Genomic DNA, 25,237 nt, shown 5'->3' on the forward strand with positions numbered 1-25,237 from the left:
TTACTTCACAAAAGGACCAGTATTCGTGCTGATGGCACTGATGCTCTTTTTATCCGGGTGCGCCTCGGTTAGCGAATCAAGCGGCGGTTCCGCAAGCAGTACGACAACCGCATCATCCGGTAATGCCGATGCAGCAAGCTCCAATGGCGTTCGCAAAATCATCGTCGGAACGGGTACGCAATTTCCGAATGTGTGCTTTATCGATGAGAATGGCAAGCTGACCGGTTACGATGTAGAGCTGGTACGCGAGATCGACAAGCGTCTGCCGGATGTGGAGTTTGAATTCAAAACGATGGAATTCTCCAACCTGCTGCTGAGTCTGGAAACGAACAAAATCGACTTCGTTGCCCACCAGATGGAAACGAACCCGGAACGTGAGGAAAAATATCTATTCAACAAAGTACCATACAGCATTTTCCTAAACCGGGTAGCGGTAGCGAAGGATAACAATACAATCCAAGGTCTGGATGATCTGAAAGGTAAAAAAGTACTGACTGGCGCAACAAGCAACGCCGCGTACTTACTGAATCAATACAACAAGACGCATAACAACGCGATTGATATAGTCTACACTAGCGGTGCAGCCAACGATACCGTACAGCAAGTCGTTTCCGGACGTGTCGATGCAACGATCACAACGGACTTTGCCAACCGCTTCAACACCGATGCAGACGGCAATGTAGCACTGAAAACAGTCGGTGAGCCATTGAACGAGTCCAACGTATACTTCGTCTTCCGCAAAGACGAGCAAGCACTGTCCGATGAGATCGACAAAGCCGTAACGGAAATCAAAGCCGATGGCACACTGAAAAAGCTGAGCGAGCAATGGCTGGGCGATGACTTTACCAAAACACTGGCTGAAGCCAAAGTGACAGGTCAATAAGGTTATACCTATGCATCATTCTAATTCTATTCATGGCAGGGAGGAGCAGACATGAGCAGACGTTTTGACATTAACTATGTGTTTGACTTTATACCGAAGCTACTGGCGTATCTGAACATCACGCTGCTCATCGTCGGCAGCTCGATAGCACTGGGGCTGCTGATCGGTTTGCTGGTCGCACTGCCGAGACTGTACAACGTGCCTGTATTGCAGCGGATGTCACGCATTTATGTATCGTTTTTCCGTGGTACGCCGATTTTGATCCAATTGTTTCTGATCTATTATGGATTACCGGAAATACTTGGTTGGCTGCATATCGATGTATCCCGCTTTTCCGTACTGTACTTTGTCATTCTGACGTATGCGCTGAACAGCGGAGCATTCATCTCCGAGATGATCCGGGCAGCTGTGGAAGCCGTGGACAAAGGACAGATTGAGGCAGCACAGTCCATCGGTATGAACGGGTATCAGACATTTCAACGTATTATTTTGCCACAGGCACTGGGAATCTCAGTGCCGCTGTTCGGCAATCTGGTGATCGGGAATTTAAAAGATACGTCGCTCGCCTTCACACTTGGAGTTATGGAGATGACCGGGCGCTCGCAAACACTCGGTACGGCGACTCAGCATTTTATCGAAACATATATCGCATTGTCATTGATCTACTTTGTCATCAGCGTCATTCTGGAACGCGGCTTTATCTGGTTGGAGCGTTATCTGAACCGGTATGCACGTACCGATCAGGTGGAACCACGTGCACGCTCTTTCCGGCGCTGGCAACTGCGACCCATTCCACTTAACGGAAAAGGAGGCAAAAACGGATGAGCTTTGATCCTTCATTTATGTGGACAGCGTTTCTCAGTCTATTCCAAGCGTTACCGACAACGCTGCTCATTACGGCAGTCTCTGTCATTGCTGGCTTCGTGATTGGCGGTGTGGTGGCATTGAGCCGGATTTACCGCATTCCGGTGCTGGCACAGCTGTCTGCGGCATATGTTACCTTTGTTCGCGGTACGCCGATGCTGATGCATCTGTTGCTCATTTATTTCGGGCTGCCGCTCCTGATCGACGGCATCGCCAAAGCACTGGGCAGTTCCTTCACATCGGCTTCGATTCCACTCATCGGCTTTGCTTGTATCGCTTTTTCCATTACAGCAGGAGCGTACATGTCCGAAGTCGTGCGCGCGGGTATTCTGGCGGTAGATCGTGGTCAGATAGAAGCGGCACATTCGATTGGGATGACAACGCCGCAGGCATTGCGCCGGATCGTATTCCCGCAGGCATTGGCAGTGAGTTTGCCCAATCTGTCCAACTCCGTAATCGGTATGCTGCATGGTTCCACACTGGCGTACACGATATCTGTCGTGGAGATTAATGCGCAAGCACAGGTCGTCGCTGCGGACAATTGGAAATATTTTGAGGCTTATGTGGCAGCTGCATTGTTGTTCTGGGGATTGACTGTCCTGATCGAACGATTGAGCGGCTGGCTGGAATATAGACTGAACAGCTTTCAACGAGGAGGTGCGCTATGATCGCGGTGGAGAAGATCAGCAAGTCGTTTGGCAAGCATGAAGTGTTAAAACAGATCGACCTGTCGGTGGACAAAGGCGAAGTCGTCGTAATCCTCGGTCCCAGCGGCTCTGGCAAAACGACGCTGCTACGCTGTATTAACTATTTGGAGCGTCCAGATCAAGGACAGATTCAGGTAGGCAAGCACAAGGTAAGTGGCAAGCATCCGTCACGCCATGACATTCACCAGCTACGTCAACAGACTGCGATGGTATTTCAACAATACAATCTGTTCAAGCACAAGACGGCACTGGAAAATGTGATGGAAGGACTAACGGTAGTACGCCGCATTCCACGCAGTGAAGCGGAAGAAATCAGCACCCGAATGCTGCAAAAGGTCGGTCTGAGTGAGAAGCTCAATCACTATCCAAGTCAGCTATCCGGTGGTCAGCAGCAGCGTGTCGGCATTGCCCGCGCACTGGCGCTCAATCCTGAAGTGATTCTATTTGACGAGCCGACTTCGGCACTTGACCCAGAATTGGTTGGCGAAGTGCTAGAAGTCATTCGGCGCATTGCGGAAGAGGGTATTACGATGATTATCGTTACCCATGAAATGGGCTTTGCCCGCGATGTGGCAAGCCGCGTCGTGTTTATGGATGGCGGGGTTGTAGTGGAGCAGGGCAAGCCGGACGAGATTTTCCAGCGTCCACGCGAGGAGCGTACCAAGCAATTCCTACGCCGCATTACGCCAGAAGCGAATTATTCGATCTAGTGATCGGATGTCGATGATCTGATCCAAAGAAATGATACAGCAAGCGTGTGAACATATTGGACACGACAGCAGATGAGCCTATATGCAACTTACTGAATCAAACAGATAAAGAATGGAGGATATGAGATGACTATACCTGTTGGAATATTGGATCAAACGCCAATTTATGAAGGGGAAACTGCCGAGCAGTCCTTTGCCCGTACGATTGAACTGGCACAGCTTGCCGAGCGACTCGGTTATCGACGCTTCTGGGTGTCGGAGCATCACGATTCGGCGAGCGTGTCTGGTTCCTCACCGGAGGTGCTAATCTCCTATCTGCTAGCACGTACCAATCATATTTTGCTCGGTTCTGGTGGAGTCATGCTACAGCATTATAGCCCGTACAAAGTTGCCGAGAACTTCAATGTGTTGGCGGCGCTGGCACCGGGACGGGTAGAGCTGGGCATCGGTCGTGCGCCGGGTGGACTGCCGCGTTCAACGCGTGCGCTGCAAGGCGAGCATGGAGATTCGCGCTCATTGACAGACAAGCTATTGGAGACACGTAATTATTTGCACAATCGGATAGCTGATGATCATGCGCTGGCAGGCATTCATGTCAGCCCGCAATCCGCACATCCGGCATCTATTTTTCTACTCGGTGCAAGTCGTGACAGTGCGGAATTGGCTGCACGTCAGGGGCTGCCGTATGTATTCTCGCTGTTCATTAACGGCGATGAAGAGGTAGCGCTGGAAGCGGTGCAGGCGTACCGTGCATCGTTCGTACCATCCGCCGAGCTGGCAGAGCCGCATGTCATTCTGGCGCTGTCCATCATCGTAGCGGATAGCGATCAAGAAGCGGATGAGCTGGCAGGCGAGAATTTGTCAGTCAAAATCCATCTGGAAAGCGGTCGCGTGCTCACCGTGGGCACCGTTGCGCAAGCCGAGGAATTCGGTCGCCAATCGAATGAAACGTTCCGCATCGAAGTAAAAGAAGCCAAAGTCGTCAAAGGCTCTCCCAATCACGTATATGAACAGCTATCTCATATCCGCGAACGCTTTGGCATTCAGGAGATTATTACACATACTGTAATTCGTGACTTTGATAAAAAAGTACGTTCGTTTGAGTTGTTGCAACAGGTATTCGTACAGCATGGGGAAGAGAATGGGTTAACCAACTCTACCTCTAAGCTGGACACATCGATAGCAGCGCGGTAGCATACCGTTATACATTTGCCATCACATCATGAGAGGAGCGGACTACCGATGACATTAACCGAAGCATTGCAGGAACGGCTGGTGGAGGTGCGCCGTCATCTGCACCGCCATCCTGAGCTATCTGGCGAGGAGATTGAGACGACAGCGTATATTCGCCAGCAGCTGCTTGCTGCTGAGATTCGTATTTTGGATACACCGCAGCTAAAAACAGGCATTATCGCTGAAATCGGATCTGCGAACGGTCCTATTGTAGCGTTACGTGGCGATATTGATGCGTTACCAGTGCAGGAGGAGACCGGGCTACCGTTTGCATCGGAAATTCCCGGTAAAATGCACGCCTGCGGGCATGACTTTCACACCGCATCGCTACTTGGTGCCGCCTATTTGCTAAAGCAACAGGAGGATCAACTGTCAGGTAAAGTGCGCTTGATTTTTCAACCTGCTGAGGAAAAGGCGAAAGGTGCTCAGCAAGTCATTGCTGCTGGTGCATTGGAAGGAGTATCCGCAGTATTCGGATTGCATAACAAGCCGGATCTGCCAGTCGGAACGATCGGTGTTAAGGAAGGCGCACTGATGGCGGCGGCTGACGGATTCCGTGTAGACGTGCGTGGCAAAGGCACACATGCTGCTGTTCCAGAAGCTGGACTTGATCCAATTGTAATTGCTGCGCATATCATTACCGCGCTGCAATCGATCGTCAGCCGCAGCATTAGTGCACAGGATAGTGCCGTCATTAGCGTCACACAGCTGAATAGTGGGCATGTATGGAATGTGATTCCCGACCTGGCTCGTCTGGAAGGAACGATTCGTACGTTTGATGAGAATGTACGCCGTCATGTACGTCAACAATTTGAGCAGGTGACTCACGGTGTAGCATCGGCATTCGGTGGCACCGTTACTGTCAAATGGATCGACGGTCCGCCGCCTATCCATAATGATGCCGAGTGGGTACCTGTGGTAGAGCAGGCTGTACAGGCTGCCGGGTTGCAGACGATTGTTCCAGCTGTATCACCAGCGAGCGAGGATTTTTCTTTTTATCAGCAGGAAGTGCCGGGTGTATTCCTGTTTGTCGGCACATCCGGTCCGCAGGAGTGGCATCATCCGGCATTTGATGTGGATGAACAGGCGCTGAGCAGTACTGCTGCTGTGCTAGCACAAACTGCGCAGCATGCGCTAAACAAACTATCCAGCTCCAATAACGTTCGCGTATAACATTTGGATCTGAACGATGTACAGTTTTCATATCAGAAAGGTGGTTATTCTTGTGACTCAACCTGTGTCGCAACCTGATCTGTCGCTGTTGTCTCGTCATATTCCATCAACACCGTCCATTGGTAGTACAACAGTTACGCATGAAGATCATGTGCATCTATCGTTCGGCTTTGCTGCACCGCATTTGTTCCCGATTGCTGAGTTGGAGCAGGCATCGGGGCAAGCGATCATGAGCCATGGGCGACAGGCATTACAATATTCGGGCGCACCTGGTCCTGAGTATATTTTGGAATGGGTATTGAACCGTGCGCAGCATAACGGTATAGAAGCGCAGCGCTCTGATGTGCTGATTACATACGGTGCCACACAAGGCTTGTCGCTAGCTGCGCAATTGTTACTGGAGCCGGGCGATGAAGTATGGACGGAAGCGCCGACCTTTTTTAGCGCTTTACAGGCTTTTCGTTTGTCCGGTGCGGTGATCTTTTCCTTTCCAATACAGGAGGATGGGCTGGATATCGACGCATTGGAAGAAGCGCTCATTCAGGCAAAAACCGAAGGTCGCGCGTTGCCGAAACTGCTCTATACGATGCCAACGTATCACAATCCTGGTGGTGTAACGTTATCGCTAGTGAAGCGCCATCGTCTGGCGGCACTGGCACGCGATTATAATTTCTACCTGCTGGAAGATGATGCTTACGCGGAACTGAACTTTACAGGCGAGTACTTGCCTACCTTGTATTCGCTCGCACCGGAGCGGACCATCTACCTGAATACCTTTTCCAAAATCATCGCTCCCGGCATCCGTCTCGGTTGGGCGATCGCGCATCCGCTGCTGATCGATAAGCTGCGCATCCTGATGCTTGGTGGCAGCACGGGCGTCTTCACACAGGAGATTTTGGCATCGTTGCTGTCGCGCTTGAACTTTGAACAACACTTGGATCAGCTGAACGATCATTACCGGACACAACGCGATATTATGGCGCATGCGATTGATCGTCATTTTGGGGATGAAGTCCATTATGTACTGCCAGAAGGTGGCTTCTTCCTATGGCTCACGTTCCCAGAGTCCGTCGATACGACCATACTTCAACAATTGGCAGCTAATCAGGGCGTGAGCATCGTAGACGGGCGTAGCTTCTACCCAGATCGTAACACGCACCACCACGTTCGCCTCTGCTTCAGCTATTGCACCAGCGACCAAATCGAAAAGGGCATTGTCCGTTTAGCAGCCGCCTACGCACAATACAAACAAAGTGCAACGACAAAATCAGATCAATCCATCTCAACCGCAACTATATAAGCATGTAAAGTAACTACAAATGATCGTGTAAATAAACCATAATAAACCCTTTGCCTATGCAAATGACTCTTATTTTTGACAAAGAGTGATGTACATATGTGGAAGGGTTTTTGTGTATCATTATACAAAGTCATTACTTCGTACGATGAATAAGAGAAATATATGCAACATATAGTAAGGAAATAAAATCTCAGATCTAATTTAAATTAACAACAAATTAATTGTTGACAATATATATCAATCCCGTTATGATAAATGCAAGCAAGAATCATGTATGCAAGGTATAATAACATTTAAATTAATTAATTTATTTAAAGGGTGAGAAAAGTGGATAATAAAGATACACTGGCACTGGAACAGCACCTCTGCTTTTCTCTTTATGCAGGTTCACGGGCAATCACGCGCATGTACTGGCCGATGCTTGAAGAAATGGGCATTACCTATCCGCAGTATCTGGCACTTGTCGTGCTGTGGGATAAACGCGAGTGCACCATTAAGGAACTGGGTAAGGAGATTTATTTGGACTCCGGTACAATGACATCGATGTTGAAACGGATGGAAGAAGCCGGATTGATCACACGTCAACGCTCGGTAGAGGATGAACGTGTTGTCAAAATTCGCATTACGGATAACGGTATGGAGCTGCGCGAGCGTTCTGCTTGTATCCCGCAATCGCTGCTGCAATCAACGGGATTGAGCCGCGATGAACTGGAAAATCTGAATCAACAAATTCGCCAGATTATTGGTAAACTGAAAGTATAAATAGATGCATAGATCGCAAAGGAACCGGGTTTCGGAACATTTGTTTCGATGCCCATCCTTTTGTTTACAAATTTTGTATACAAAATAATTGTTAAAAATGAAGAAATGGAAAGTAGTAGAAGTTGAAAATAGTGTTTGTATATTCCAGATTGCTCATGCTGTGGCAAAGCGGAGGCAGTCGTTTATATAAATGATCGTATGTGTACGCAACCGCTGCTTACTTTTTCCCTTTATCGCATCATTTATATATGGAAAAGCGCTTGTTCCGCAGGTGGAATAAGCGCTTTTGTATGTTGCGCCGGAATATTCTATTTATTCGCGAAACGAGTAACACCTGCCGGGTGTACAAAAAACAGTAACATGCTATGATAATTTACAGGAATAAGAAAGAGAGGGACAGGATGGAGTGTCAATATGAGATGTACGGCACTTTCCCGTATACTATTCCGGGGATAATGGTAAAGGACAAGTCAGCACAGGAGGGAACAGATATGGGTTCACGAATGATGCATTATTGTATTGCCGCACTGATCGAGAGCAGGTTAGGCTGGCATGACCGTCAGTTTATGCTAGGCAATCTGGCGCCGGATGTGGTGGAATACGCAGCCAATGACCGGAGCAAGCGCCGCTCTCATTTTATTCGGTTGGATTCGACGGGGGAAGGTTTTTTTGATCTGGAACGGTTTGCCGCTACGTATTTGCGAGAACAGCGCAGTCCATTTCATATTGGCTATTATTTTCACCTGCTGACCGATGATCTCTGGATCAAAAAGATTTATGCGCCGTATATTAGCAAACTTGCACCAGAGGACAGACAGGAAGCAAAAGAGAAATACGAACGCGATCTGTGCCGATTGGACAGCCAGTTGCCTGCTTATTATGGCGTTGTATATACACAATTGAACGATGAGGTTGTTGCCATGCCGGAAGCAGATCTGAAGCTGTTACCACTGCTGGTGAGTGATTTGGAAAATGAACTGCTGCATCCTGAAGATACGCCTGCGCCTGTGGAATCATTGGAATTGCTGCGATGGGATGACGTGATAGCAGTGCTGGAAGAAACAGTGCAAGCCTGTTTGACCCAATTACGCATGTGGGAAGAAGCAGATACAATGTTTTTCCGACACGGATATCGGCAGACGCTGGAAGGCAATCTGTAATGTTGTGGATTAGCTGGAAGTAGAGTATGAAGGTTGTTTATCTGCTGCTGGATTATTGATTTGGCAGCGCGTTTTACATAGGAATAGAGGGATACATGGACTTCAAACAATCTATAATCAGATACACAGAATGATGCATCGTTGATTAATCTGGTCAAAAGGAGTGAAGATTGTGGGCGATTTTTTATCTGAATCTAAGCAGCGTGATCCGCTATTGCTATCGTTTCCTCAACAATGGACAAGTGAGCGGTTGTTGATCCGTGCCCCGCGTCCGGGCGATGGTGCTGTTGTAAATGAAGCGATTGTAGAGAGTGAAGTGGAGCTGGCACCCTGGATGACTTGGGCTCATCCGCTGCCAACGGTGGAACAGTCGGAAACAAATGCGCGGCGCGGGCATATTAACTTTTTGGCGCGTGAGGATCTGGTGTTGTATATATTTAATCTGCAAACAGGTGAATTTGTCGGTAGCAGTGGGCTACATCGGATCGATTGGGAACTTCGCAGCTTTGAGCTAGGCTATTGGGTCAGATCGTCGCAGGCGGGACAGGGCTTTATTACAGAAGCAGTACATAGTATTAGCAATTTTGCGATTCGGTATTTACACGCCAATCGTCTGGAAATTCGCTGTGATGAGAATAATCATGCGAGTGTGGCGGTTGCTCGCAGAGCTGGTTTTACGTTAGAAGCCAAATTGCGTAATGCGAGAAGGGATCAGCAGGGTAATCTAGGCAATACAATGATATTCTCAAAAGTTCATGGTGTGGAATATGATCGGAATGAATGGGCGATGGAGGAATGAATATGACAACTATCAACATACGGCGTGCTCAGGCAGGAGATGCAGCAGAGATCGCCCGTCTGTGCGAGCAGCTTGGATATGCTGCAACGACAGAGGAAATTATAGAACGACTGACCGGATCGCTCAACAATGAGCAGCATGCAATCTATGTAGGCGAACTGGAAGCAGTTCCAACTAAGCTGGCAGGCTGGATTCATGTAGTGGGTAGATATTTGCTGGAATCGGCGCCTTTTGTAGAAGTTGGCGGTCTGGTCGTCGATGAACAAATCCGTGGCACTGGATTAGGTCGACGCTTGCTAGAGCAGGGCGAGCAATGGGGACGGGAGCAGAAGTATGAAATGATTCGTCTGCGCTCGGCGGGTTATCGGCTGGAGGCACATCAATTTTACAAACATGTCGGATATGACAATTTCAAAATGCAGCAGGTATTTCAGAAACGTCTGTAGATAGAGGCATGATAGCAAATCGTCGCTGAAAGTTCTTTGAACGTTAGCTGAGAGTTAGCAGAGGGTTTTTTGAACGTTCGTTGTCCGGCAGGAAAAGGTATCATAGGTTGACCCGCATCTTCTATAGAGATGCGGGTTTTTGGCATGTTGATCTGCTTTCTCATGAGCCGTCGCACATCATAAGCCGCAGCGCAGAGCTTGATGAGATAAGGCTTGATAAGGTTCGATAAAGCTCCACAAGGCTCATATTTGACATACCGGACGATATATATGCCATATTTACGCGCAATTGTGAACATGTGTAGAATGTACATAAGCAACAACGATAACAAATCCAATCCTGACAAGCGAGGTAATCTACAGATGAATCCGTTATCCCCAGTTCCCGAACCGAAGCTTGCTTTTCAACCGAAACATTATGTATGTCGCCGTGCCGTCGGACAGAGTGATTGGAGTGGCAGACTGGATCAGCCGTTCTGGCAACATGCGGAGTGGACGGATGAGTTTGTCGACATTGAAGGGCATCTTCGTCCGCACCCAACCAAACAAACGAGAGTCAAAATGTTATGGGACGACGACTATTTTTATATCGCTGCTGAGATGCTAGAGAACGAAATCTGGGCGTATCAGACAGAGCGGGATTCGGTTATTTTTTACGATAACGACTTTGAGATTTTCATTGATCCAGATGGGGATAGCCATCAATATTATGAATTTGAAATCAATGCACTTGGAACGGTGTGGGATCTGCTGCTGGTCAAGCCGTATCGAGATGAGGGACCACCGATCAACGGTTGGGACATTAGCGGTCTGAAGACTGCTGTACATATCGATGGACAATTGAATCAGCCGAATGCAGACAATCGGATGTGGTCGGTAGAGATTGCGATGCCATGGCGCAGCTTACAGGAATGTGCGTCTGACAAGCGTCCGCCGCTAGCTGGCGAGTACTGGCGCGTGAACTTCTCACGCGTGGAATGGCAAGTGGATGTGGTGGATGGACAATATGTGAAGCGCAGCGATCCAGCTACCGGCAAACCGTTACCAGAAGATAACTGGGTATGGAGCCCGCAAGGTGTCGTCAATATGCACTATCCCGAAATGTGGGGCTATGTGATCTTCGACGATGAAGCAGTAACCCAAACCACCGTATCTTCACATACGATCCATGCACCACAGCAGAATGAGCTGGAACAGCTGAAATGGACACTGCGCCGTCTCTATTACAAACAGCGACTATATGCGGAACAGCATGGTGTGTACAGCAATGACATACAGTCACTTCTGACGATTGGCGATACGAGCTTCCCGTTACTCGTTCCGTCACAGTTATCTATTCAAACGACAACTAGCCTATTCCAGCTATCTGCTTCCATGCGTGATCATCAGATGCTGGTCTGCATTCGGCAGGACGGTCTGATCTGGCAGGAACATACGAAGCAACATCCAACAACTGGCACCGGAGGGAATGCACAATGACAGTACAGCAGGAATATGGTCTGAATCGGCAGGACATCGCGGACAAGCTGGCATGGAAAAGACAGCAGATCAGCGGACGTAAACAGGAATTATTTGGCGTGTTGGAGCAACCGTTAGAGCCGGAGGAGCGCCTGCTGCTGGAATGGCTGTATGCCTACATGCCGCTGCATGATCTGGCAGATTATGATGGTGAATATTTTCTGAAGCATGTGCGCCATGTATTACAAGTACGTCAGAATATGCCGTGGGGAACAGATATTCCAGATGAACTATTTGTACGCTTTGTGCTGCCGTATCGGGTGAATAATGAGAATATCGATAACAGCCGCATCGTGATATACGATGAGTTGGCACCGCGGGTGCAGCAGTTGTCGTTGCATGATGCGATTTTGGAAACCAACTACTGGTGTCATGAACGGGCGACGTATATCGGCACGGATATTCGCACCGTTTCACCGCTGACGATTATGCGAACAGCGCTCGGACGATGCGGAGAGCAATCGACATTTACCGTAACTGCGCTTCGTAGTGTCGGCATTCCAGCGCGTCAATGTTATACCCCGCGCTGGGCGCATTGCGACTCCAATCATGCGTGGGTAGAAGCGTGGGCAGATGGACAATGGCATTACCTAGGTGCTTGCGAACCGGAACCGGTGCTGGATGAAGGCTGGTTCCGCTTACCGGCAAAACGCGCAATGCTCGTCAATACACGAATCGCTGGTCCAGCAGACGGTCCTGAAGAAGTTTGCTCTACCCATCCATGGTATAACGAAATTAATATGCTGGATCGATATGCGGCTACTCGTACTTTGACTGTTAGAACGGTGGATAATCATGGACAACCGCTAGCTGCGGAGGTGCAGTATCAGCAGTACAATGCTGCTGAATTTTTCCCATTGTCGATTCTGAATAGTGGGGATAACGGTATCGTGAGTCTGACAACCGGATATGGTGATCTGCTATTACATGCGCGTACAGTGGATGGACAGTTGTGGGGAGTGCAGTTGGTATCGGCGCAGGAGATGGATGTGACCTTGGTATTGACAACAGATGCCCAATTGGAGGCATCGCCGTTGAAGCAGTCTACCGGAACATTGCAATGGAAAATGTCGCCACCACCTGCACCTACTGCTGAAGAAGGACCAGCAGTGACGGATGCCCAGCGCGAACGACATGAACAGCGCGTACAGGAAGGCACTGCGATCCGAACTGCCTTTGAACAGACCTTTGTAACCGCAGAACAGGCAAAAGCAGCAGCGGAGAAATGGCAATTACCGGTGGCAGATATCCAATCGATTTTGCAATCAGCCAAAGGCAACGGGGCAGAAATTATGGCATTTCTGGAGCAATGTGCCTCAGAACATCGTGGATTGGCGCTACGCTTGCTGCAAAGTCTGCGACCCAAAGATCTACACGATACGTTTACAGTGTCGCTCCATGATCATCTGCTGGGAGCAGCGGAGTATGAAGGGCAATGGAGCAGCGACCGAGATACCTTTAATCAGTATGTGCTGTGTCCGCGTGTGCATTTTGAGATGATTGCGCCGTATCGGAGTTATTTTGGCAGTCTGTGGAACGAGCAGCAGAAGGCGGACTATCGTCAACATCCACAGCAACTGGCAGATGCGTTGCAGCAGCAAATTGTAGTGCTGGAGCAGATCGACCGTTATCCGGGTATGGCAACACCCGCCGGGGCGCATCGTCTCGGTGTGACCGATTCGCTGAGTCGGGATATTGTATTCGTAGCTGCTGCGCGCAGTCTCGGCATTGCCGCTCGCCTCGAACCGTTAAATCAGCTACCGCAGTACTGGCAGCAGCATGAATGGCATGATCTGCAAACTGGCGCAGCGGAACGTTATACTCAATCTGGTAAAGGAGTTGCCGAAGATGCAGCCAACGATCTGTTTACCGCGGTACCTTCGGCAGATGAGAATCCGACTGCTGTTCCATCGCACAACAACATTCTGTTAGCGGCAGATGATGGCAAAGGATATGTTGTATTCCGTCAAAGCACCGAAGGCGATTCGGCACAGGAACCGGTGTACTATCAGAACTTTACACTTGCTTTGCTAGAGCAGGGGTTGTATCGTACGCTGCATCTGCCGTATGGGGGCAAGCAGGTGTGCGACCATCCGTATGAAGTGCTGCCCGGTCAATATCGGCTAACGACAGGTACACGGCTTAGCGACGGCTCAGTGCTTGGACGATTTGCCTATTTTACCGTGACAGCTAGCGACACGGTAGAGACGCCGCTCGTCTTCCGTCCAGCACATGAAGAGGTGCCGATACTGAGTGAACAGTTGCCTGACAAAGTACGACAATGGATTGCACCGCAGCCGGAAGCGGTATTGCCAAGCAGTATCATTCTGGCATGGCTGGAACCGGAGCGTGAGCCGACCAAGCATCTGCTACGTGAATGGAGCGAATGGCAGCAGGAATGGAATCATCGACCAGAAGCACTGCATCTGCTTGTTCAGCATGAACGTGAGCGGGAGATGTTAATTACACAACCGTTGCCGCGTCAGTCTTCCATTGCAATTGATGAGCGGTTGGAAGCATTGGCGCAGTTGCCGGAAGTATTGGAGCAAGTGCGTGGTCAACAACGTCCGGTTGTGCTCGTCGTGGATGAGCAGCAGCGGATTCGTTTCTCCGTACAGGGATACAAGCCGGGGACAGCAAGCGATGTTGTGAAGATTCTGGATCAATTGATGCCTGCCAATGCTGAAAGCGACCATTGAAACGGAGTATGCAAGCATAGATACAATGATGATATACCAGTAGCAAAATGGTCATGTTAGCGAACAAATTAGCGGACGAATATAGAGTTAAAGCTAAGGAAGCCGTATGTAGCACGGCTTCCTTTTTTTTGGTTGAATGCGTTGTTCATGGTACAATAAATACGAACTTCTTACTTCCTACTACAACGTTATGCTACGAACATTTGCACTCAAGGTGGACTACATATGCTTGCATTCAACATTTTTAAACGTTGGCGTTACTCATACAATGCTTTCTTCCAGCGTCATCCGGTACTGAAATGGATGTTACGATCCGCATTCCTGCTCATTGTTACTTCGTTTGTACTAGCAGAAATACTTGTGCTATCGCGTTTCAGTGAAGAAGACGATGTGACCGTCGATGCGCATTATATCATTATCCTCGGTTCCGGTCTGAAAGGAGCACAACTGACCGACACGCTGCGTATGCGATTGGACGAAGGTCTATCATACTGGCAACAACATCGTGATCGCAAAATTATTGTATCTGGTGGGCAAGGGAAGGATGAAGATGTGCCAGAAGCGGTAGCGATGCGAGATTATCTACTTCAGCAGGGCATACCAGAAAACGCTATATTGCTCGAGCGCCGTTCAACCAGCACGTACGAGAATTTACTATTTTCCAAGCAAGTGATAGATCAAGATGGATATCATGCCGAACATGATGCAGCGGTGATCGTAACGAGTAATTATCATATGTATCGCGCTTGCTGGATCGGCAAGCAACTTGGGTATGATCCGGTATATGCTCGTACTAGTAAGGTTCCTTGGAAGGACTTGCCATACAATATGCTGCGCGAATATCCGGCGCTGATCAAAGCGCTACTGATGACCAGTTAGACAATGTTGAATCACAGGGATGGAAAGGGGATATGCGTATGAATACCTTACTTGTCAAAAATCCCAGCAATCGTTACGGACTGATGGCGGTGCTACTGAATATTTTCCTGATTGGCATTCTGTTCGGCAGAACGATGACTCCGCAAAATGAACAGAGTATCTGGTATTACGGTTTGGGCGCTGTGCTGATACTGTATGTAGTGTATGCCCTCATTTTGCTATTGCAGCAATTCAGCAAACCGAAGGAAATACATTTAGAGCCGACAGCGCTGCGCATTGGTGACCATCTGTTAGAGACGGTTGACATTGATGAGATCAGGGTAGGTGGACGCTTTGCGACTGTGATCGCTATCAAGCCAAAAGGGAAAAAAGTCGTGCCTTTGCGGTACTGCTTTAGCTTTGCCAATAATGAGGACGAGGGCATCGTCTCGCTCGGTACATGGGCGGAAGCACATCAGATAGCGATGATCAATCGTCAGTTCATGCGATGGATTTGAGTGAATTTGTTGGTGTTGCTTGTATATTACTTGTAAATATCACTACACGGACACCGACAATGATTTTGATGAAGGAATGAAGGAATGAAGCGGTATTGCAAAATAATAAAAAGTCCCGGTACAGCTCCAATTCGTAATGGAGCAAGCTACTGGGACTTTTATTGATGCTTTAGGTTGATCCAATATGATCTCCAGAATCATAATGAGCAACCGCCAGTTTGTGTTGTAATACCATTAACATCTTGTACAGCTAAAGTCGTCATATTTTAAAACCTTGCTGTCTTACTATCATCCTATACTTAACGTCGCAATTCACAAGAATGAGCAGGGATGCCTTCTGCAACTTCCTGACCGCGCATATCTCTAATTTTGACATTGTTACTGTATAGCATAGAATCGCTGCGCAGCTTAAAGGCGGTAAAATTCACTTCAGCGTCCAACGACATTTGTTTTTCGAAATAGATTTCTTGTTGAACATCAATCAGAATGGGCAGTGAATTGGTGTCGATCACATGATCATGCTCGCCCTGACGATCAACAATTAGCAGTACCGGAATACCGTCACAGCCACAGCCTTCACCTGTATCGTAAAATAATTTATAATGTCCACCTTGCTCGCCCAGTGCTGTTCTTAACTTCTGATCCGCAAGTTCCGTTACTTTGATGTTCATGATAGTCACCGTTCCTTTGATTGGAATAGGGCAAGAGAAGCGCCCACGAGAATGATGTATGCTGGGTTGAAGCTGCATTGTTTTGTTTACAAGATAAATATAGCACAAAATTATTTTGTGTGCAATGTAAATAAAGAAACAAATTTAATGAAAAGAAACAAATTCAATAAATGGTTTATTTTGTAACATCACATTTGAACGTCATCGTTTCCATGAGCGCAAATGTTCAACCCATGCTACAATATCTCTTATGATTACTATACCCGTACAGCCCACCGGCATATCAACCCGGTTGTACATGCAACTTACAGGACAAGGAGTCGGAACATGATACCAACACAGGAATATATGAAAGGTTATTTACAAGGCATTGCCCAGATGAATATGAGCGTCAATTGTTCGCTTGATTATGATCTGGATGAGATTCCAGCAACCGGAACGCTGGTGGAGAGTGTATGCAAATATATGCAGCTATCACCGGGTCAGGTTAGTCTGGATCGACTGCAACAATGGGAGCAACCGCTGCTGGATATGCTGCCACGTTGGTTGTTTTATCGGCTGCATGAGCGAGAGCTACCAGCAGCAGAACAACGTACGCTGCATTATGACGAAGAGCAAGCGAGTCGTCAATTTATACATATTCTGAAAGAATGGCTGAGTCGGGAAGGCAGTTCTGCAACCGTATTTCGGGTCAATAGCAAGCCGGATTCGTTTTATGAGCTGGAGTGGGACGACTATCTGTTTTTTACTAACGGTAAGCTGTATTTTTTGCATTTTGGGCGAAGTGATTAAGGGGGGATTGCTGCACATAGAGCAGTCATTCCAATTTATTATATAGAATGAAACAGGCTTACCCTGTAGTATGCGGGTAAGCCTGTTTTTGCGTGGGATGAAATGTTGGAAGCTGCGCTATTTTGACTCAGACCATATCTGTGACTTAACTGCCTGCTGGATTCCAATTGTCACTACCGCGCAGTACATTTTGCGGAGTCAGCTGGGCTGCTTGCTGGGCAGTGAGCTGCTTCGACCAGCTTACGCGCTTGCTTGTCGTGCCGCCGCTACCGGTGCTGCCATATTCGGAATAACGAGCAGTCTTCTCATTCTCGGCATTACTCCAGTTGTTCCATCCTTCTGGACGAATATGACTGTCCATACTGGAATTGAGAAAAGCAACCGAAGCGTATGGACGCCATGGACGACCCAGATACACACTGGCGTTAGTAACGCTGCTGGCACGCGTCAATTTGCAATTCCGAAACACGTAGCCGTATGTCTGCTCTGCTGCTGTCGATGCGGCGGTCACATACCCGTTACCTAGACTTTTCAATTCGCAATTGTTAAAGTACGCGGTGGCACTGCCAAACACAAAATCAACCGTTCCTTCGATATAGCAATTTTCATAATACTGTCGCCCTGTACCCGGAGTGTACAACGTATCTTGATTGCCGAGTATACGTACATTTTTGAAAATAGCCCGGTCTCCGCGTACATATAAAGCCACTGCTTGCCCCGCATCTTTGCCAGCGGTATTGGCAAAAGTAATAGTTTGCGCGGTGAAATGATCGGACATGACGAAGGTGCTGGAGCTGTTAGTTGTGCCGCCGGCAGATGCGGACGTGTCGTTATACGTGAGAATCGTCTTGTCTGCACTTTGCCCGGTTAGCGTAATGTAGGGCTTGTCCTGTGGAAACGTAAGCTTTTCGGTATAGGTGCCATTTTTGACATAGATATTAATCGGATTTTTGTTACCGCTTTCAATAGAGTTGATAGCAGCCTGAACAGTTGTGAATTGCCCGGAACCGTCTTTGGCAACTGTAATTGTCTGTGCTTGAGCAGCTTGTATCGATACGGTAGAGGTAGAATCCTGTGCATGAGCAGTTAGCGGTGATGCAGGCAATAGACTGAAGCTGAGCATACAAGTGCATGAGATTAGAATTGACTTTCTCCATGTTGGGAATAGCGACGATGTGGGATAGAGAATGGACGGCTTGTGCATTGGACGCAATTTGATATTCATTAGATCACTCCTTTGCTGGTGTACAGCGAATGGTTAGGCTACAGCCAGTATAGTATGTGCAGGACTGTAATATTTTGCTGTAATTGTCCGAAAATGAGATCGATTTTGCTGTGATTGTCTTCTGGTGAACGAATAGGGGCATGTGTGACGAATGAGTGACATGTGGAAAGAGAGGATGCAATTATGGCCACATTAGCAGAAATGAATTACAGTTTGGAGCCGATCCAGCCGCTACGCATTCATTATTTACGACAACATGGATATATGGCGATGCCGCGTTACCATGCACACGATTGTTATGAAATCTTTTATGTGCAGAGCGGCGAACGTAAATATGTAATTAATAACGAGATGTACTACGCTTGCGCGGGCGATCTGGTGCTGATTCGCCCGGATGATGTGCACCGGACGGTTAGTACAGAGGCATTGCAATGCGAGCGGATCTTGGTTCATTTTGGTGAGGATTTTGTGATGCAAGGCAGTGGATTGCAATTTTCGTTAATGGAGCTAGGCAAGCACCCGATCTTCTCTTTGCCACTGAGTGAGCGTAAGCAGGTGGAGCAATGCTTGCAAACATTACTGTCTGAAATGAAGCTGATGAAGCCGGGCTATGTGGAATTGAGTCGTTGCCTGCTGATAACACTGTTGATTGTGCTTCATCGGGTACGAACAAAAGAACAGAAGATGTCGCCGAAATGGAACGATATCGCAAGATATGAAGCTGCATCGGTGATAAGCATAGCTAATGTCGACACAATGATACACATAGAGCAGCAAGTAACAAACATAGATATTGAGCAGCAAGCGATGAAAGCCGCAAGCGCTGATAATGTGCACGCTGCACAACATGTAGTCGTGCAGTGCCCATCCCTTCATCCAATGGAAGCGCAAATGGGCGAAATTGTGAATTATATTCGACAGCATTACGCTGCTCCACTCAGTTTGAGCGAACTTGCCAGACAATTTTATATTAGTCCTGCGTACTTGTGTCGCATCTTTCCACGCATTACAGGATTGCATTTTCGCGCCTTTGTACAGTCTATTCGATTGCAGGAAGCATGTCGTTTATTGGTGGATAGTAGTCTATCGATCGGCATGATTGCAGAGCGTACTGGCTATACGCATACATCTAATTTTAGCGTCATTTTCAAAAAGATGATCGGGTGCACACCAAGTCAATATCGGCGCCAAAAGCAAGAGAACGCACAAGAACTATCTGTATCTACAAATGAAAACGGTTCATTTTAAAATGTGAACAAATAATTAAGCCTATAAGATAATATTCCGATAATTGTCATTGAGTCCTGTCGCATAGTAGGTTAGAATATAACTCTGTGCGTCAGGTTTGGATGAATTGTAAACGTCAGATCGTCATCGTGTGAACGAAGAAAATGTCCCTTTTGTCACACGTATACTTCGTCGCGTTGCCGTAAAAAAGAGAAGCGGTAATGACATGGCGAATGAATCGGCGGATACAACAATCCTCTTGTGCGTAGGGCATTACGGCTGACAAGATTGCAGAGATAGCGGAATCTGAACAGCCGGATGACAGACATAATCTAGCAGTGACTTATTGGAGGTTTACACGTTGGAGAAGAAAATACCGTTTTCGTTTATTATCGTCATTGGTTTGATGTTGTTCGCATTGTTCTTCGGTGCAGGCAACTTGATTTTCCCGACCATGCTGGGGCAATCGGCTGGTACGAATTTTTGGTCGGCTAATATTGGCTTTTTGATTACTGGTGTAGGGCTGCCGACGCTGGGTGTTATCGCACTCGGATTTTCCGGCAAAGATGATCTGCAATCACTCGCTAGCCGGGTACATCCAGTGTTTGGCGTTGTATTTACAACTGTGTTGTACTTGTCGATTGGTCCACTGTTTGCGATTCCACGGACAGGGAATGTGTCGTTTGAGATTGGTGTGAAGCCGTTTCTGACACCGGATCAATATACGGTAGCCGCAGCTATCTTTTCGATTCTCTTTTTTACAATCACTTGTTTCTTCTCGCTAAATCCGGCGCGGATTGTAGATATTGTCGGTAAAGTGCTGACACCGATCAAGCTCACCTTTATCGGGATACTCGTTATTACCGGTTTGTTGTTCCCGATTGGTGCATTGCAGCCACCAACGCAGCAGTATACGACACATGCGTTCTTTAATGGATTCCAAGAAGGCTATCTGACGATGGATGCGCTGGCAGCCTTCGTATTCGGGATTATCGTGATTAATGCGATTCGCAGTCGTGGCGGTACAAGCCGCAAGCAGATCGTTACTGTCTGTCTGAAAGCCGCTTGTGTTGCTGCGGTAATTCTGTCGGTATTGTATGTATCGCTATCGTATATTAGCGCATCCAGTGTGACTCAATTCGGTTATCTGGAAAATGGCGGTCAGATTCTGGCGCGCATGTCCAGTTACTATTTTGGTACATCGGGCGGGATCTTCCTCGGTCTGATGATTACAATCGCTTGTCTGACGACGAGCGTCGGTCTGATCACGTCATGCGCATCGTATTTTAACAAATTGTTCCCACGTCTGTCTTACAAAAAACTAGCTATCGGTATGTGCGTATTCAGCGCTATCATTGCCAATATCGGTCTGACTCAGTTGATCTCGATCTCTGTACCGGTACTGACCATTCTGTATCCGCTGGCGATTGTGCTTATGTTCCTGACGTTCTGTCATCCGTTGTTCAAAGGGGAACGTCTGGTGTATCAAGGCAGTATGCTGCTCGTATTCATTATCAGTCTGGCGGACGGTCTGGAAGCTACTCCTTTCCATATGGCATGGCTGGATCATTTCTTGGCAGGATATATCCCGATGTACAGCATCGGTCTTGGCTGGATTCTACCCGCGATTATCGGTGCATTTGGCGGTTATGTAATTAGTCATATGAGAAAAAATGAAGAAATTGCTAATCAGAAAATGTAGTAAAAATATGCAAAGCCCGCATCCATCGTCGGTATATGACATGGATGACGGGCTTTTTGTTGTAGAGAAGGTTTTAGCAGTGCAAATGGATCGCAGTAATACGAAGATACCAGATATTTTACATATAAATATAAGTTCGTCTATTATTTTGCTGTAAATAGGGTAATACTGTTACAGTGCATCGGACTGCCACATATCAGCAGTTCAAATACAGGCAAAGCGGAGGTTATTAATAATGGAACAACGCAAATACGGAAATACCGACATGAAGGTGAGCGTCTTGGGATTTGGTGCTTCGGAAATTGGAAGCGGTGTCTCACAGGCAGAAGTGGAAACATTGCTACATAGTGCACTGGACGCAGGCTTGAATGTGATCGATACGGCTGAATGTTACGGCGACAGCGAGGAGTTTATTGGTAACGCACTTGCTGGACGACGCAATGATTATCACCTGTTTACCAAATGCGGTCATGCTGCCGGGTTTGATTCTCCAGATTGGGATCGGCAGATGCTGGAGCAAAGTATCGACCGCAGTCTGCGCCGCTTACAAACCGATCACGTTGACGTTATCCATCTGCATAGCTGCTCGGAAGAAGTGCTACGCCGTGGTGAAGTAATCGAAGTGCTGCAAAAAGCTAAAAAAGACGGTAAAACGCGTTATATTGGTTACAGCGGTGATACGACCGATGCACTATATGCGATTGAAACGGGTGTATTCGACAGTCTGGAAACGTCTGTTAACATCGCCGATCAGGAAGCGATCTCGCTCACCATTCCACATGCACGCGATCGTGGCATGGGCATCATCGCCAAGCGCCCAATTGCTAATGCAGCATGGACAAAAGCAGAAGTGTCGCCGCAGGATTATGAATTTGTGTATTGGAATCGTCTACGCGACCTTCAGTATGATTTCTTGCAGGATGAGCAGGTTCAGAATAGTATCAAGCAGGCGCTGCGCTTTACACTGAGTATTCCGGGTGTAGATACGATGATCGTAGGTACAACGAAGCCAACGCGTTGGGCGGAAAATGCCGCTCTGCTGAAAGAGGGCGTGCTGGCAAAAGAAGACTTTGACCGTATTCGTCAACGCTGGTTCGAGATCGCCGAGTCGGAGTGGGTAGGTCAGATTTAACGAGGAATTGCTTGTAACTGTGTGATAAATGTACAAGAATATGTTCGATTATCATCATCCCCTCAAGATGGACAGTGAAAACAGACTTCAAAGTACGATGAAGTTAACACTGAACACTGGAGGGGATGTTTGAGTTTGAGTCTAATGACCGAATCCAGAGCAAAGACAGCAATGTACATAGCATCAGCCCTGTACGTTCTAAGTGTCATTTACATATTTATAAATAAAAAGGTTGTCAAAAAAATTGTCCTGTGTTATTTTATTTCTGTAACCGGTTACACATTGAGGTGAATTGAGTGACAACGATCAAGGACGTAGCAAAACATGCCGGGGTATCGGTTGCGACCGTTTCCCGTGTAATTAACGAAACCGGATATGTACATGAAGATACGCGGCGTAAGGTGGAAGAAGCCGTGCGTGCGCTCAACTATACGCCTAACGAAGTAGCGCGTTCGCTCTACAAACGCAAATCGCGATTGATTGGGTTGCTGCTGCCGGACATTACGAACCCGTACTTTCCACAGCTGGCACGCGGAGTCGAAGATCGGATGCAGGAAAGTGGGCTACGGCTTATTTTTGGCAATAGCGATGAGAGCAAGGAAAAGGAGCAGGATTACATCCAAACCTTTGTCCGCAACAATGTGGTTGGTTTGATCTCATCGACCAATTATCCGGGTAGCTCGACGTATCGCAATCTGTCTATTCCGGTTGTGTTTCTGGATCGCATCGCTAGTGATAGCCCTTCGGTGTATGCCGATGGGCGTGAAGGCGGACGGCTGGCAGCACGAGCAATCGTGGAGCGTGGCAGTCATACAATTACTATTTTGCAAGGACCGGAGCATATTCGGACGGCGCAAGATCGCTTTCAAGGTGCAGCCGAAGTGCTAAGCGATATGGGGATTCATTATGATGTAGTGCGTACCGGCTCGTTCTCATTTGATGAGGCAGAGCAATGGGCGCGTGAGCTATTCCGTCAATTTCCTAATACGGACGGAGTAATTGCCAGTAACGATATTACTGCTACAGCTGTCCTGCATGAAGCGCTGCGCTTAGGCAAGAAGGTACCGGAAGATGTGCAAGTTGTCGGCTTTGATGACATTCCGTTTAGCAGTTTGTTATCACCTGCATTATCTACGATTCGTCAGCCCGCGTACGATATGGGACGCGCCGCTGCTGAGCTGCTAATCTCGCTAATAGAAGATCATCCAGTGATTCAGAAAAATATCCAGATGCCGGTACAATTCATCGAGCGGCAAACGACACGGTCGTTACCAGATCAACCAAATTGAGTAACATTTCCGTTTCATAACGAAACTTAATAGCAACTTTCATACGAGCATACGAGGTACTTGATATGCGAGATTTCCCAAGCAGGCTTCGTGTAGAAATTTTGCATCATAAATATATATCGCAGTACCCTGCTAAGACTTAGATAACATTCTGTTTCATACACATACACTAACAGGAAATGAGGTAATTCCTATGACAACATCCTCTGCAAAACAAGCAAAAGTCTGTGTTGTTGGCAGCTGCTCGATGGATCTGGTCGTATCTTCATCCAAACGCCCGGCAGCTGGTGAAACCGTACTTGGCGAAAGCTTCAAAACGGTTCCCGGCGGTAAAGGAGCCAATCAGGCAGTCGCCGCAGCTCGTCTTGGCGCAGCAGTAACGATGATCGGTCGTGTCGGTGACGATCATCTCGGTGAAACGATTTTGAATAACTTTAAAGACAATCAAGTAAATGTGGAATATGTGAAACCGGTTACACATATGGAGAGCGGAACGGCACATATTATTCTTGCCGAAGGAGATAACAGTATCATTGTCGTCAAAGCAGCGAATGATGAAGTGACACCACAATATGTACAGCAAGCTGCCGATGTCATTCGTCATTCTGACATTGTGCTGATCCAGCAGGAGATTCCGCAGGAGACGATTGTGGAAGTAAGCCGCATCTGTGCCGAAGCCAATGTTCCTTTATTGCTCAATCCTGCACCTGCACGTCAGGTGGAAGCAGAAGTATTGGAAACGGTCGCTTATATTACACCAAACGAGCATGAAGCGGCTATCGTATTTGAAGGAACAGAACTGAAGGATGCGCTGCGTCAGTATGCCAACCGTCTGATCATTACCGAAGGCAGCAACGGTGTACGTTACTACGACGGAGAGCAGGAAGTCGTCGTGCCCACATACAAAGTCGAAGCCGTCGATACAACCGGAGCAGGCGATACGTTTAACGCAGCACTCGGCGTTGCCTTGGCAGAAGGTCAATCGTTAGCAGACAGTCTGCAATTCGCCAACCGTGCTGCATCCTTATCTGTAACCAAATTCGGCGCTCAAGGCGGCATGCCAACCCGCGCAGAAGTGGAGGCTGCCTTATCATGAAAAAGAACGGCATTCTAAACAGCCATATCGCCAAAGTACTCGCCGATCTGGGACATACCGATTATATCGCCATTGGCGATATCGGTCTTCCAATCCCAGACGGCGTTCCCAAAATCGATCTGGCACTCACCTACGGTGTTCCTAGCTTCCACGACGTCGTCGAAGCCATCGCCGCCGATATGCAAATCGAAAAAGTTGTAATCGCTTCCGAAATGACTGAACATAACAAATCGACCCACCGCTACATGGCTGGTCGCTTCGCAGACATCGAACTACAACAATGCAGTCACGAACATTTCAAACAACTAACACAAAACGCCAAAGTCATCATCCGAACCGGAGAATCCAAGCCCTACGCCAACTGCATCCTCCAATCGGGCGTCTATTTCGGATAAAAGGAAATAAGGGCAAAAGCTACTAAACCAACATTTGCACGCAATAAATACTCAACAAATCAAGCACTATAAACCATC

The 25,237-nt window shown here is 47.7% G+C and carries 24 protein-coding genes; 22 read left to right on the forward strand and 2 right to left on the reverse strand.

What is annotated here, in order from left to right:
• Positions 1-40 precede the first annotated feature (40 nt).
• The 15 genes from ACE3MZ_RS10915 to ACE3MZ_RS10985 all read left to right on the forward strand — a co-directional run bounded on the left by ACE3MZ_RS10915 (position 41) and on the right by ACE3MZ_RS10985 (position 15,630).
• A complete protein-coding gene (locus ACE3MZ_RS10915) occupies positions 41-883 on the forward strand; it encodes a transporter substrate-binding domain-containing protein (protein ID WP_411346761.1) in 843 nt (280 codons plus the stop codon).
• A gap of 51 nt (positions 884-934) precedes the next feature.
• Entirely contained in the window at positions 935-1,708 is a 774-nt protein-coding gene (locus ACE3MZ_RS10920) for an amino acid ABC transporter permease (RefSeq protein ID WP_411346455.1), read from the forward strand.
• Positions 1,705-2,415 (forward strand): amino acid ABC transporter permease, encoded by a 711-nt coding sequence (locus tag ACE3MZ_RS10925; RefSeq protein ID WP_411346456.1) that lies wholly within the window; start codon positions 1,705-1,707, stop codon positions 2,413-2,415. The genes ACE3MZ_RS10920 and ACE3MZ_RS10925 overlap by 4 nt, the downstream gene beginning before the upstream one ends.
• Positions 2,412-3,164, forward strand: a complete 753-nt coding sequence (locus tag ACE3MZ_RS10930) for an amino acid ABC transporter ATP-binding protein (protein WP_411346457.1) — start codon at positions 2,412-2,414, stop codon at positions 3,162-3,164. Before ACE3MZ_RS10925 ends, ACE3MZ_RS10930 begins: the two co-directional genes overlap by 4 nt.
• A gap of 126 nt (positions 3,165-3,290) precedes the next feature.
• Positions 3,291-4,358, forward strand: a complete 1,068-nt coding sequence (locus ACE3MZ_RS10935) for an LLM class flavin-dependent oxidoreductase (RefSeq protein WP_411346458.1) — start codon at positions 3,291-3,293, stop codon at positions 4,356-4,358.
• A gap of 48 nt (positions 4,359-4,406) precedes the next feature.
• The gene (locus tag ACE3MZ_RS10940) at positions 4,407-5,570 is read left to right on the forward strand and encodes an amidohydrolase (RefSeq protein ID WP_411346459.1); all 1,164 of its coding nucleotides are present in this window, start codon (positions 4,407-4,409) and stop codon (positions 5,568-5,570) included.
• A 52-nt stretch (positions 5,571-5,622) separates the two neighbouring features.
• Complete coding sequence (locus tag ACE3MZ_RS10945; protein WP_411346460.1) at positions 5,623-6,870, forward strand: PLP-dependent aminotransferase family protein; 1,248 nt, start codon at positions 5,623-5,625, stop codon at positions 6,868-6,870.
• A gap of 327 nt (positions 6,871-7,197) precedes the next feature.
• A complete protein-coding gene (locus tag ACE3MZ_RS10950) occupies positions 7,198-7,632 on the forward strand; it encodes a MarR family winged helix-turn-helix transcriptional regulator (RefSeq protein WP_411346461.1) in 435 nt (144 codons plus the stop codon).
• Positions 7,633-8,123: 491 nt separating this feature from the next.
• Positions 8,124-8,792, forward strand: coding sequence for a hypothetical protein (locus ACE3MZ_RS10955; RefSeq protein ID WP_411346462.1), 669 nt, complete (start codon positions 8,124-8,126; stop codon positions 8,790-8,792).
• 172 nt (positions 8,793-8,964) lie between these two features.
• Complete coding sequence (locus ACE3MZ_RS10960) at positions 8,965-9,591, forward strand: GNAT family N-acetyltransferase (RefSeq protein WP_411346463.1); 627 nt, start codon at positions 8,965-8,967, stop codon at positions 9,589-9,591.
• A 2-nt stretch (positions 9,592-9,593) separates the two neighbouring features.
• Entirely contained in the window at positions 9,594-10,037 is a 444-nt protein-coding gene (locus ACE3MZ_RS10965) for a GNAT family N-acetyltransferase (RefSeq protein WP_411346464.1), read from the forward strand.
• 363 nt (positions 10,038-10,400) lie between these two features.
• A complete protein-coding gene (locus tag ACE3MZ_RS10970; RefSeq protein ID WP_411346465.1) occupies positions 10,401-11,516 on the forward strand; it encodes a carbohydrate-binding family 9-like protein in 1,116 nt (371 codons plus the stop codon).
• Positions 11,513-14,254 (forward strand): transglutaminase-like domain-containing protein, encoded by a 2,742-nt coding sequence (locus ACE3MZ_RS10975; RefSeq protein ID WP_411346466.1) that lies wholly within the window; start codon positions 11,513-11,515, stop codon positions 14,252-14,254. Before ACE3MZ_RS10970 ends, ACE3MZ_RS10975 begins: the two co-directional genes overlap by 4 nt.
• A 225-nt stretch (positions 14,255-14,479) precedes the next feature.
• Positions 14,480-15,133 (forward strand): YdcF family protein, encoded by a 654-nt coding sequence (locus ACE3MZ_RS10980; RefSeq protein ID WP_411346467.1) that lies wholly within the window; start codon positions 14,480-14,482, stop codon positions 15,131-15,133.
• Between the two features lie 38 nt (positions 15,134-15,171).
• A complete protein-coding gene (locus ACE3MZ_RS10985; protein WP_411346468.1) occupies positions 15,172-15,630 on the forward strand; it encodes a hypothetical protein in 459 nt (152 codons plus the stop codon).
• Positions 15,631-15,929: 299 nt separating this feature from the next.
• Here the strand turns inward: ACE3MZ_RS10985 and ACE3MZ_RS10990 are convergent, their stop codons facing one another.
• Positions 15,930-16,301 carry an iron-sulfur cluster biosynthesis family protein gene (locus ACE3MZ_RS10990; RefSeq protein ID WP_411346469.1) on the reverse strand — a complete coding sequence of 124 codons (372 nt, stop codon included), beginning with the start codon at positions 16,299-16,301 and terminating at the stop codon, positions 15,930-15,932.
• 327 nt (positions 16,302-16,628) lie between these two features.
• Between ACE3MZ_RS10990 and ACE3MZ_RS10995 the strand changes: the two genes are divergently transcribed.
• Complete coding sequence (locus tag ACE3MZ_RS10995) at positions 16,629-17,093, forward strand: hypothetical protein (protein ID WP_411346470.1); 465 nt, start codon at positions 16,629-16,631, stop codon at positions 17,091-17,093.
• A gap of 145 nt (positions 17,094-17,238) precedes the next feature.
• On the opposite strand, the gene ACE3MZ_RS11000 is transcribed toward ACE3MZ_RS10995, so the two are convergent.
• Positions 17,239-18,216, reverse strand: a complete 978-nt coding sequence (locus tag ACE3MZ_RS11000) for a pectinesterase family protein (RefSeq protein ID WP_411346762.1) — start codon at positions 18,214-18,216, stop codon at positions 17,239-17,241.
• Between the two features lie 285 nt (positions 18,217-18,501).
• On the opposite strand from ACE3MZ_RS11000, the gene ACE3MZ_RS11005 reads away from it, so the two are divergent.
• The 6 genes from ACE3MZ_RS11005 (at position 18,502) to rbsD (ending at position 25,159) form a co-directional block, all read left to right on the forward strand.
• Positions 18,502-19,566 carry an AraC family transcriptional regulator gene (locus ACE3MZ_RS11005; RefSeq protein WP_411346471.1) on the forward strand — a complete coding sequence of 355 codons (1,065 nt, stop codon included), beginning with the start codon at positions 18,502-18,504 and terminating at the stop codon, positions 19,564-19,566.
• Between the two features lie 340 nt (positions 19,567-19,906).
• A complete protein-coding gene (brnQ, locus tag ACE3MZ_RS11010; protein WP_411346472.1) occupies positions 19,907-21,247 on the forward strand; it encodes a branched-chain amino acid transport system II carrier protein in 1,341 nt (446 codons plus the stop codon).
• A 235-nt stretch (positions 21,248-21,482) separates the two neighbouring features.
• A complete protein-coding gene (locus ACE3MZ_RS11015; protein WP_411346473.1) occupies positions 21,483-22,379 on the forward strand; it encodes an aldo/keto reductase in 897 nt (298 codons plus the stop codon).
• A 296-nt stretch (positions 22,380-22,675) separates the two neighbouring features.
• Positions 22,676-23,668 (forward strand): LacI family DNA-binding transcriptional regulator, encoded by a 993-nt coding sequence (locus ACE3MZ_RS11020; RefSeq protein ID WP_411346474.1) that lies wholly within the window; start codon positions 22,676-22,678, stop codon positions 23,666-23,668.
• A gap of 193 nt (positions 23,669-23,861) precedes the next feature.
• Positions 23,862-24,764, forward strand: a complete 903-nt coding sequence (gene rbsK / locus ACE3MZ_RS11025; protein WP_411346475.1) for a ribokinase — start codon at positions 23,862-23,864, stop codon at positions 24,762-24,764.
• On the forward strand, positions 24,761-25,159 hold the full coding sequence (rbsD, locus tag ACE3MZ_RS11030) for a D-ribose pyranase (RefSeq protein WP_411346476.1): 399 nt from the start codon (positions 24,761-24,763) through the stop codon (positions 25,157-25,159). Before rbsK ends, rbsD begins: the two co-directional genes overlap by 4 nt.
• Positions 25,160-25,237 lie beyond the last annotated feature (78 nt).

Origin of the sequence: Paenibacillus sp. WLX1005, from assembly GCF_046603685.1 — a bacterium.
Lineage (GTDB): Bacteria > Bacillota > Bacilli > Paenibacillales > Paenibacillaceae > Saccharibacillus.

Coding starts and splice junctions, on each gene's coding strand:
- ACE3MZ_RS10915 (WP_411346761.1), top strand. CDS start 41: ATGCTCTTTTTATCCGGGTGCGCCTCGGTTAGCGAATCAAGCGGCGGT.
- ACE3MZ_RS10920 (WP_411346455.1), top strand. CDS start 935: ATGAGCAGACGTTTTGACATTAACTATGTGTTTGACTTTATACCGAAG.
- ACE3MZ_RS10925 (WP_411346456.1), top strand. CDS start 1,705: ATGAGCTTTGATCCTTCATTTATGTGGACAGCGTTTCTCAGTCTATTC.
- ACE3MZ_RS10930 (WP_411346457.1), top strand. CDS start 2,412: ATGATCGCGGTGGAGAAGATCAGCAAGTCGTTTGGCAAGCATGAAGTG.
- ACE3MZ_RS10935 (WP_411346458.1), top strand. CDS start 3,291: ATGACTATACCTGTTGGAATATTGGATCAAACGCCAATTTATGAAGGG.
- ACE3MZ_RS10940 (WP_411346459.1), top strand. CDS start 4,407: ATGACATTAACCGAAGCATTGCAGGAACGGCTGGTGGAGGTGCGCCGT.
- ACE3MZ_RS10955 (WP_411346462.1), top strand. CDS start 8,124: ATGGGTTCACGAATGATGCATTATTGTATTGCCGCACTGATCGAGAGC.
- ACE3MZ_RS10965 (WP_411346464.1), top strand. CDS start 9,594: ATGACAACTATCAACATACGGCGTGCTCAGGCAGGAGATGCAGCAGAG.
- ACE3MZ_RS10970 (WP_411346465.1), top strand. CDS start 10,401: ATGAATCCGTTATCCCCAGTTCCCGAACCGAAGCTTGCTTTTCAACCG.
- ACE3MZ_RS10975 (WP_411346466.1), top strand. CDS start 11,513: ATGACAGTACAGCAGGAATATGGTCTGAATCGGCAGGACATCGCGGAC.
- ACE3MZ_RS10980 (WP_411346467.1), top strand. CDS start 14,480: ATGCTTGCATTCAACATTTTTAAACGTTGGCGTTACTCATACAATGCT.
- ACE3MZ_RS10985 (WP_411346468.1), top strand. CDS start 15,172: ATGAATACCTTACTTGTCAAAAATCCCAGCAATCGTTACGGACTGATG.
- ACE3MZ_RS10990 (WP_411346469.1), bottom strand. CDS start 16,301: ATGAACATCAAAGTAACGGAACTTGCGGATCAGAAGTTAAGAACAGCA.
- ACE3MZ_RS10995 (WP_411346470.1), top strand. CDS start 16,629: ATGATACCAACACAGGAATATATGAAAGGTTATTTACAAGGCATTGCC.
- ACE3MZ_RS11000 (WP_411346762.1), bottom strand. CDS start 18,216: ATGCTCAGCTTCAGTCTATTGCCTGCATCACCGCTAACTGCTCATGCA.
- ACE3MZ_RS11005 (WP_411346471.1), top strand. CDS start 18,502: ATGGCCACATTAGCAGAAATGAATTACAGTTTGGAGCCGATCCAGCCG.
- ACE3MZ_RS11015 (WP_411346473.1), top strand. CDS start 21,483: ATGGAACAACGCAAATACGGAAATACCGACATGAAGGTGAGCGTCTTG.
- rbsK (WP_411346475.1), top strand. CDS start 23,862: ATGACAACATCCTCTGCAAAACAAGCAAAAGTCTGTGTTGTTGGCAGC.
- rbsD (WP_411346476.1), top strand. CDS start 24,761: ATGAAAAAGAACGGCATTCTAAACAGCCATATCGCCAAAGTACTCGCC.